3 protein-coding genes and 1 pseudogene are annotated in these 10132 nt (G+C 69.3%); 1 reads left to right on the forward strand and 3 read right to left on the reverse strand.

Translation table 11 applies throughout. The features are described from left to right. Positions 1-92 precede the first annotated feature (92 nt). The gene (locus D7V80_RS02580) at positions 93-1571 is read right to left on the reverse strand and encodes an FAD-dependent monooxygenase (RefSeq protein ID WP_120586631.1); all 1479 of its coding nucleotides are present in this window, start codon (positions 1569-1571) and stop codon (positions 93-95) included. A 346-nt stretch (positions 1572-1917) separates the two neighbouring features. On the opposite strand from D7V80_RS02580, the pseudogene D7V80_RS43805 reads away from it, so the two are divergent. Continuing rightward, positions 1918-2516, forward strand: a pseudogene (locus tag D7V80_RS43805) (SDR family oxidoreductase). 47 nt (positions 2517-2563) lie between these two features. On the opposite strand, the gene D7V80_RS02590 reads toward D7V80_RS43805, so the two are convergent. Next, positions 2564-3931, reverse strand: a complete 1368-nt coding sequence (locus D7V80_RS02590) for an MFS transporter (RefSeq protein ID WP_120586632.1) — start codon at positions 3929-3931, stop codon at positions 2564-2566. A gap of 4 nt (positions 3932-3935) precedes the next feature. After that, the coding region (locus D7V80_RS02595; protein ID WP_147446969.1) for a non-ribosomal peptide synthetase at positions 3936-10132 on the reverse strand (6197 nt) is incomplete at its 5' end.

The following is a 10132-nucleotide window of genomic DNA, read 5'->3' on the forward strand; positions in this document are numbered from 1 at the left end:
CCGAGAACTGGGAGTGCAGCTGCAACGGCGTCGCGGGCTACCGCGGCTCGGACTGGACCTGCCACTTCTGACGCTCCAGGACGCGAAACGCGTCACGTCGCACGTGGCGGACCGAACCACCGGGTCAGGGCCTCACGCAGGCCCTGGTCCGTGCCCGCTCCGACCCACGCGACGTGTCCGTCCGGTCGAATCAGCACCGCGACGGGCGCCGTGACCGCGCCGAGCACCGGGAGCTCCCACGCCCCCGTGTAGCGAGCAGCGACCCTCCGGACCCGGTCCTCCCAGGGCGTGACGTCGAGCGTGCCGGGCTCGCCCAGGTCGAGCAGCACGGGCCTCGCGTCGTGCAGCAGGTGGAACACGCGCCGGGGGCCGTCGGCGGTGAGCAGGTCGAGGTCCGGCATGCGGCGGCCGAGCAGCGGGTGTCCGTTGCCCAGGTCGTAGTGGACGTCCAGCCCGGACATCATCGCCGCGTACTGCTTGCGTGGCCCGTCCATCCGCAGCAACTCCGTCAGCGTTTCGCGCACGGCGTCCATCCGCGCGTCACCGCGGCTCAGCGCGGTCTGCGCCATGGTCTTGCGCAGCGCACGGGCCGCGACGGGGTGCCGCTCGGCCTGGTACGTGTCCAGCAGGCTCTCCGGCGAGATGCCGCGCACGACCTGGGCCAGCTTCCATCCCAGGTTCACGGCATCCTGCACGCCGAGGTTGAGCCCCTGTCCGCCCATGGGCGAGTGGATGTGGGCCGCGTCGCCGGCCAGGAGCACCCGCCGGTCCCGGTAGGATGCCGCCTGCCGCGTCATGTCTGTGAAGCGTGAGAGGTACGTGGCGCTGCGCAGGCCGTAGTCCGTCCCGTAGAGCGCGACGAGCCCTTCGCGCAGAACTTCGAGGGTCGGCGCATCGCCCGTGACGACCTGCTCCTCTCTCAGCACGACGCCTACGCGTCCGTCCCCCTGCGGGCCCATGGCATAGGTGCCCTTCTCGTCCCGGCGGATGCCGAACTCCGGCGCTCCGGTCATCTCGACCTCGGCGATGAGGTAGCTGATGGACGCGTCCCACCCCGGGAACCCGATGCCCGCCTGCTTGCGGACGAGGCTGCGTCCCCCGTCGCACCCGACGAGGTACTTCGCCCGCAGCACACGGCCGTCGGACAGCTGGATGTCGACGCCGGTGTCGTCCTGCGCGAAGCCCGTCACCTCGCACCCACGGTAGAGGGGGACCGCCAGCTCACCCACCCACTGCGCCAGGATGCCCTCGAAGCGCTCCTGCAAGAGCGCGAGCCCATGGTTGTGCCGCGTCGGGAAGTCGCTGAGGTCCAGGGGCGCCTGCCCGAACGCGACGTTCTGGACCGCTTGCCCTTGCGAGGTGAAGCGCTCGACGACGCCGCGTTGGTCGAGCACCTCCAGGCTGCGCGCGTGCAGGCCGCGCGAGCGGGAGCCGGCGACCTCCTGACGGGTGCGCCGCTCGACGATGGCCACGTCCACCTGCGCCAACGCCAGCTCCGCCGCCAGCATCAGCCCGGTCGGGCCCCCTCCAGCAATCACCACTGCGTGCTGTTTTACCGTGTCCGTGTGCATCTCGGCCTCCCGTTCCTGGATTGAAACGGGCGATGGTGGAGCACGGCCGGGGGGGCTTGCGGCAACACCCGGGGTCTGGCATTTGCTGGCTGTGGAAAGAGCGGGGGAGGGTAGCCCTTTCTCCAGGATGCTCAGCCGAGAGGGCCGTCGGCCTGGAAGAAACAGGCGATTTTGAGGAACCGGAACAGCGCGTTGTCGCTGTCCAGCGCCATCTCCTCTTGTCTGGTCTGGCGGGGGGGGCAACACCAGGCGCCTCGGAAGCTGTCAGACAGACACGACCTTCGGGGGGACCTGGGCGCGCACGGTGCCGAGCGACACGAAGGACATCCACTATGTCGCGGCGGACGTGACGACTGCGGAGGGCAGCGCGGAGGTCGCCCGGCAGGCCATGGCGCACCTCGGTGGCATCGACATCCTCGTGAATGTGCTGGGAGGCTCCTCCGCCCCGGGCGGCGGCTTCGCGGCACTCACGGATGACCACTGGCAGAAAGAGTTGAACCTGAACCTCATGCCCGTCGTGCGGCTCGACCGCGCGCTGTTGCCGGCGATGCTCGCGCAGGGCTCCGGCGTCATCATCCACGTCACCTCGATCCAGCACGAGCTGCCCTGCCCGAGTCCACGACGGCGTACGCGGCGGCGAAGGCGGCGCTCTCCACGTACAGCAAGGCGCTGTCGAAAGAAGTGACTCCCAAAGGCGTGCGAGTGGTGCGCGTCTCGCCAGGGTGGGTCGAGACGGAGGGCTCCGTACACCTCGCCGAGCGCCTGGCGAAGCAGACGGGCACTGACTACGAGGGCGGCAAGCAGTCGCGGGGTGGCATTCCCGTGGGGCGCCCGGCGAAACCTCGCGAGGTGGCCGACCTCATCGCCTTCGTCGCTTCGCCGCGCGCGGGTTCGGTGACGGGGACGGAGTTCGTCATCGATGGCGGGACGGTCCCCACGGCATGAAGCTGGGGGCGAGCTGATCGAGCACCTGCCTGGCTTTGGCTGTCACCTCAGCCGTGTTGCCCTTGCAGGGGCGTGGGCGGAGGCAGCAGCGCATCCGGAAGCTCGTCCTCCACGGCGCGGATCCTTGGGGAGAGGCAGGCCGCCAGGACGCTGACCACCAGCAGGAGCCCCAGGATGACGTAGAGCAAGGCGATGCCACGGCCTGGACCGGTGCCCAGCAGCCGCCCCACGCTGTCCGCGAGGAGCCCATCCCGGGCCATCCACGGGTCAAAGACCCGGTCGGCCAATGGACCCGCGAGCAGCGCGGCGAGCGGAGGCGCGGCCAGGGCCAGCATCCGGCGCGTGGCGAAGACGCGGCCCTGGATGGCCGGAGGCACCTTCGTCTGCCAGATGGCTTGCGAGCTGCCGGTGGCCACGGGACTGGTGAACATGAAGACGAACGCGGCGCCCGCGAAGAGGAACACGCTCGCGGGCATCGCCGCCGCCCACAGCGCCATGCCCGCGACCAGATTGGCGCCCAGCAGGCCCAGGACGCGTCGCTTGGGCCCACCCCAGACGCCCATCGTCACGCCTCCGAACAACATGCCGCTGCCCGCGCAGGTCACCACCCAGCCCAGGGTGCTGGGCGACGCGAAGCTCAACACCAGGGGGGTGATCAACACCGTCACCAGCACCGTGAAGAGGTTGACCGCCGAGCTGAAGGCCAACAGCCCGAGCAACCCCGGGCGCTCCCGGATGAAGCGCCAGCCCAGGACGATGTCCGTTCTAAGGGGGGGCCGCCCGCGCCGGGCGTCCTCATCCAACGGTGGCTGCGGGATGAGGACGCACAACAGCGCGCCGAGCGCGCAAAGGTACGTTGAGATGTTGATGAGCAGGACGCCCTCGAGCCCGATCTTCACCACGAGCACGCCCGCCAGGACGGGGCTCAGCAATTGCCCCGCCCCGATGGCCAGCTCAATCAGTCCGTTGGCCCGGCCCAGGTGCTGCTTGGGAATCAACAGGGCCGTGGAGGCGGAGAAGGCCAGCGTGCGGAAGGTGCTGCACGCGGAGCCCATCGCGAGCGGCAGGTAGAAGTGCCAGCTTCGCAAGCTCCACAGCCCTGAGCGGTCCGCGGTGACCAGTCCCCACATCAGCATGACGGTGGCGATGGCGCCCAGGTCCGCCAACAGCATCACCCGCTGGCGGTTCCTCCGGTCCACCAGCGAGCCCGCGAGGGGGGCGAGCAACATCATCGGGAGGAACCCGAAGAAGGACGCCAGCGAGTACTCCGTGACGGAGTCGCTGTTCTGGTAGACGAAGACGCCCACCGAGAACTGCGTCAGCCCGGTCCCCAGGGACGAGACGAGCTGACCCAGCCAGATGAGGCTGAAGACGTGAATCGGGTTCGTGACGGCGCGCCTGCTCGTGGAAGTCATGCGGTCAGGGCGCCTCGTCCGGCGGGGTGTCGCGGGGATCCAGCAGTGAGGCCAGGGCCTTCACGAGCGCATCCAACCCGGGCTCACGCAGGATGCCGTAGTGGTCGCCAGGGAGGTCGACGACGTCCACGCTTGACGCGAGGGCCGTCCAGCCGCGGTCCGCGCTCATGGGCCCCGTCGCCTCGGTTCCGGTTCCGCGGAACACGGTGAGGGCGCCGGAGTACGGGTGCAGGGTGTGTTGCCGCAGTGCCCGGTGGTTGGCGACGAAGACGCGCTGGAGTGTGCGGAGTTGATCCAGCCCGACCTCTGGCACGAAGACACCTGACTCGCGTCCCCGGGTGAGCAGTGTCTCCAGCACGGCCTCGGGGGTGAGGGAGCTCAGTGTCGCGTCCTCCGGGACCTCAACGCCCGAGGTGCGCGCCAGGTCGAGCGCGAAGAGCGCGGCGGCGGAGGACTCCTCTCCGGTGGAGGTTCCCATGGCAAGGGCCGTCGGGCTGGGCTCGATGAGCGCCAGCAGGTCGACGGCTTCGCCCTGTTCGCGAAGCTGCCGGGCCATCTCGTACGCGATGACCGCGCCGAGCGACCAGCCGCCGAGCCGGTACGGTCCGTGCGGTTGGACCGTTCGGATGACATCCACGTAGGCGCGCGCCATGTCCGTGAGGGACTCGCGGGGTGACAGCTCGCCATCGAGCCCCTGGGCTTGCAGGCCGTAGACGGGCTGCGCCTGCCCGAGCCGGCGGGCGAGCTCGACGTAGGCGAAGACGTTGCCGCCCACGGGGTGGACGCAGAAGAACGGCGTCCCGGTGCCCTCGGGTTGCAACGGCACGAGCGGCGACCAGGGCTTCGGTTCCTGCCGCAGCAGTGCGGCCAGTCCTTCCACGGTGGGTGCCTGGAACAGGGCGGCGATGGGGAGGTCGCGGCCCAGACGCCCGCGGACCTGCGACATGAGGCGGACGGCCAGGAGCGAGTGGCCGCCCAGTTGGAAGAAGTCATCGCGCGCGCCAACCTGCTGCACGCCGAGGACCTCTTCGAAGAGGCGCGCCAGCTCCAGCTCCGCGACGTCTCTCGGGGGCACGTGCGCGCGCGTGCTCGACGCGTGGGGCGTGGGCAGCGCGTTCCGGTCCAGCTTCCCGTTCGGGGTCAGCGGGAACGCCTCCAGCACCATGAGCGCGGAGGGCACCATGTATTCGGGCAGCCGCTCCTGAAGGAAGGTGCGCAGCGTGGTCACTTCCAGCGCCTGATCCGCGGTGGGGACGACGTAGGCGACGAGGCGCTTGTCATTCTCCGAGAAGGCGTGGACGAGGACGACAGCGGTGCCGACGTCGGGGTGAGCCTGGAGCGTGGCCTCGATTTCACCCAGCTCGATGCGGAAGCCGCGCAGCTTGACCTGGAAGTCGATGCGGCCGAGATACTCGAGCTCTCCATCGGGCAGCCAGCGGACGCGGTCCCCGGTGCGGTAGAGGCGGGCACCGGGCGAGTCGCTGAAGGAGTCGGGGATGAAGCGCTCCGCGGTGAGGTCGGGACGGCGGAGGTAACCCCGCGCGAGGCCCGCACCGCCGATGAAGAGCTCGCCCGGGACGCCCGCAGGAACAGGCTGAAGCCGCGCATCGAGGACATAGAAGCGCGCGTTGGCCAGCGGACCTCCGAGCGAGGGGCGGGGCTCCGCGCCACGGATGGCCTTGGCGGTGGAGTCGACGGTGCACTCGGTGGGGCCGTAGACGTTGAAGGCCTGGAGGTGGGGGTGCGAGGCGAGTCGCGTCCACAGGGGGTCGTCGATGGCTTCACCGCCAACGAGGACGCGCATGGGCCGGGCACCGAGTCCTTCATCGAGCAGGAGCCGCAGGTGCGAGGGCGAGCAGTCCAGGACATCCACCTGGTGACGCTCCAACCACGTCACCATCAGGCGGACGTCTTCGCGCACGTGCATGGGGATGACGCAGAGGGAGTGCCCGTCGGAGAGCTGGACGAGCTGCTGGACAGAGGCGTCAAACACAAGCGGCGCGTTGAGCGAGACGCGAAGGGGCGAGGTGACGCCAGCGTAGACGGTGCGCGCGAGTGATGCGCGCAGGTTCATGACGGAGGCGTGCGTGACTTCAACGCCCTTGGGTTTGCCCGTGCTGCCGGAGGTGTAGATGACGTAGGCCGGGTGGTCAGCGGAGGCGAGCGGGGCCGGGTTGGCGGAAGGGAAGGAGGCGGCGGAGACGTCGTCGAGGCAGAGGACGTCGAGGCCGTGAGGCGCTAGCGACTCCGCGAGGTGGGGCTGGCAGAGGACGAGCAGGGGTTGCGCGTCCTGGAGCATGAAGCCGAGGCGCTGGGGCGGGTAGGCGGGGTCGAGCGGGACGTAGGAGCCGCCGGCCTTGAGGACGGCGAGGAGCGCGACGAGCATGTCGGCGGAGCGCTCGAAGCAGAGCGCGACGCGGACTTCAGGGCGGACGCCCCGCTGACGAAGGAGGGCTGCCCACTGGTTGGCGCGCTGGTTGAGCACGCCGAAGGAGAGGGAGGCTTCGTCGGAGAGGACGGCGAGGGCATCGGGCGTGCGAGCCGCCTGGGCCTCGAAGCGCTCGTGGAGGCAGCCGTCCCAGGGAAACGGCTGGTGGGAGTCGTTCCACGTCGAGATGAGTTGCTGGCGCTCCGAGCCCGAGAGGAAGGAGAGCGAAGAGACGGACCGCTCGGGGTGCGCGGCGATGCTCTCAAGCAGGACCCCCAGGTGCCCCGCCATCCGCTGGACCGTCGCGGCGTCGAAGAGGTCTGAGTTGTAGTTGAGAGTGCCGTCGTAGCCGCCGTTGGACTCGGCGAGCGCAAGAGTCAGGTCGAATTTGGCGACAGGACTGTCGAGGGAGAGAGGCTGGATGGAGAGGCCCGTCAGCTCAAGCGCCTGTTGAGGCGTGTTCTGGAGGGAGAACATGACCTGGAAGAGAGGCGTGTGGCTGAGGCTGCGCTGGGGGCGCAGCTCCTCGACGAGCTTCTCGAAGGGGACGTCCTGGTGCTCGTAGGCGCCGAGGGTTGAGTGCTTCACCTGGGCGAGGAGGTGGAGGAAGGAGGAGCCCGGGTCGATGCGAGAGCGAAGGACGAGGGTGTTGACGAAGAATCCGATGAGGCCTTCGAGTTCGGAGCGGGTGCGTCCGGCGATGGGAGAGCCGACGCTGACGTCCTCCTGCCCGGAGTAGCGAGACAGCAGCAGCTGCCAGGCCGCGAGCAGGAGCATGAAGGGCGTGGCGCCATGGCTCTGGGCGAGCGCGTTGAGACGAGAGGCGAGCTGCTGGGGAAGGGTGAAGGGCAGGGAGGCGCCCCGGTACGTCTGGACAGCAGGACGCGGCCTGTCGGTGGGTAGCTCCAGGACAGGGGGCGCACCCACCAATTGGTCGCGCCAGAAGTCGAGCTGGGCCTGGAGGACAGGGCCCTGGAGCCAGCCGCGCTGCCAGGCAGCGAAGTCGGCGTACTGCACGGGCAAGGGCGAAAGCGGCGAAGGCGTGCCCTGAGCCAGGGACAGGTAGAGCGCGCCGAGCTCACGGATGAGAACCCCCATGGACCAACCGTCGGAGACGATGTGGTGGAGGGTGAGGACGAGGACGTGTCGCTGGGGAGCGAGGCGGAAGAGGCGGGCGCGCAGGAGCGGGCCTTCAGCGAGGTTGAAGGGGCGCTGGGCCTCCTCGGAGACGAGGCGCCGCGTTTCCGCGTCCTGCTCGCCACCCCTCAACCCGCTCAGGTCAACGAGCGGGAGCTGAACCTCCAGGCGCGGGAGGATGCGTTGGAACGACTCCTCACCGTGCGCGGGGAAGGTGGTGCGGAGCGACTCGTGCCGGAGGGTGAGCGCTTCCAGCGCCTGCTGGAGCACGTCAGGCCGGAGGTCACCTTCCAAAACGACAGCGGTGGGGATGTTGTAGGCGGCGCTGCCGGGCTCCAGCTGGTCGATGAACCAGAGGCGCTGCTGCGCGAAGGAGAGCGGCAGGTGGCCGTCGCGAGCGGTGGGTAGAAGCGCTGGAGCGGTAGCACCACGACGTGCGCCGGATTCAATGTGAGCAGCGAGTGCGGCGAGCGTCGGCGCTTCGAAGAGGGCACGCAGGGGCAATTCGACGCCCAGCTCGCGGCGGAGCCGGGAGACGACCTGGGTGGCCAGCAGGGAGTGTCCACCCAGCGCGAAGAAGTCGTCCGCCCTGCCCACCTTGTCGACGCGAAGGAGCTGCGCCCAGAGTGAGGCGATCCGCTCTTCGGTCGGCGTCCGAGGAGCCTCGAAGGCGCGCGAGTCGGAAAGCTGGGAGGAAGTGGGCGTCGGCAGCGCCTTCCGGTCGACCTTGCCGTTGGGGGTCAGCGGGAAGGCGTCAAGCAGGACGAAGAGGGCCGGCACCATGAAGTCCGGCAGGCGCTCGCGCAGGAAGAGGCGGAGGGCGTCGGTGTCGACGGAGGCGGAACCCACGACGTAGGCGATGAGGCGCTTGTCACTCTCCGAGAAGGCGTGGACGAGGACGACGGCGGTGCTGACGTCGGGGTGGGCCCGGAGCGCGGCTTCGATTTCACCCAGCTCGATGCGGAAGCCGCGCAGCTTGACCTGGAAGTCGATGCGGCCGAGGTACTCGAGCTCTCCATCGGGCAGCCAGCGGGCGCGGTCCCCGGTGCGGTACATGCGGCTGCACGGGACACTGGAGAACGGATCTGGAACGAAGCGCTCGGCGGTGAGGTCCGGCTGACCGAGGTAGCCGCGCGCGAGGCCGGCACCCGCGAGGTAGAGCTCACCCGGAACTCCAACGGGCTGGAGCTGGAGCTGGGGGCTGAGGACGTAGGCGCTGGACTGCGTAAGGGGAGCGCCGATGGTGGGCTCGACAACGTCGGCGGGGACTCGCGTGAAGGTGGAGTAGGTGGTGTCTTCGGTGGGGCCGTAGAGGTTGAAGACATCCTGGACGGAGGTGGACACGTAGAGCGCGCGGGCGAGGGTGCCCGGGAGCGGCTCACCCGCCAGGTTGATGGTGCGAACGGAGGAGGGAATGGCGCCCAGCCGGAGCAACTCCGCGATGGCGGAGGGGACGGTGTTGAGGAGCGTTACCTCCCGCGCGGCGGGCAGCGTTGGGAGTGCGAGCGCGTCGTCGGCGAGCAAAACGCAGCCGCCGCAGCTGAGCGGCGCGAAGAGCTCGAAGACCGAGAGGTCGAAGCAGATGGAGGTGGAAGCCAGCGTCCCCGCGAGCTGCGCCGGGGAGAAGGTGTGAGTCGCCCAGTCGAGGAAGGCGGCCGCGCTGGCATGGGAGATGGAGACGCCCTTGGGCTTGCCGGTGCTCCCGGAGGTGTAGATGAGGTAGGCGAGGTTGTCCTCGCTGACCGTGGAGTCTGGAGCACTGGCTGGCAGGGTGGCGAAGAGAGAGGGCAGTGCGTCAAGGCAGATGGCACTGGCGTCCGGGAAGTCGAGTTGCAGGGAGGCGAGGAGGGCCTGGTGTGAGAGCAGGAGCCTTGGCGTGGCGCTGCTCAGCGTGGAGTTGAGCCGCTGCCGGGGGTAGTTGGGGTCCAGGGGGACGTAGGCTCCACCCGCCTTGAGGATGGCGAGGAGGGAGATGAGCAGCTCGGTCGAGCGCTTCATGCAGACGGCGACTCGAACGTCGGGCCCCACGCCGAGAGACTTCAGTAGGTGCGCGAGCCGGTTGGCGCGCGCATCCAGCTCCCGGTAGCAGAGGCGCTCGGCACCGACGACCAGGGCCGTGGCCTCTGGCGTGCGGGCGACCTGCTCGGAGATGCGCTGGTGGATGAGGCCACGGCTCAGCGGGGTGCGCAGGTCATTCCATTCCGTCAGGAGCTGCTGGCGCTCCGAGAGAGGAAGCAGCGGGAGTTGCCAGAGAGGCTGCGTCGCATGGGTGGCGATGCCCTCAAGCAGGACCCCCAGGTGCCCCGCCATCCGCTGGACCGTCGCGGCGTCGAAGAGGTCTGAGTTGTAGTTGAGCGTGCCGTCGTAGCCGCCGTTGGACTCGGCGAGCGCAAGGGTCAGGTCGAATTTGGCGACAGGGCTGTCGAGGGAGAGAGGCCGGATGGAGAGGCCCGTCAGCTCAAGCGCCTGTTGAGGCGTGTTCTGGAGGGAGAACATGACCTGGAAGAGGGGCGTGTGGCTGAGGCTGCGCTGGGGGCGCAGCTCCTCGACGAGCTTCTCGAAGGGGACGTCCTGGTGCTCGTAGGCGCCGAGGGTTGAGTGCTTCACCTGGGCGAGGAGGTGGAGGAAGGAGGAGC

The sequence above is a fragment of the Corallococcus sp. CA054B genome, assembly GCF_003611625.1.
In the GTDB taxonomy this organism is placed as follows: domain Bacteria; phylum Myxococcota; class Myxococcia; order Myxococcales; family Myxococcaceae; genus Corallococcus; species Corallococcus coralloides.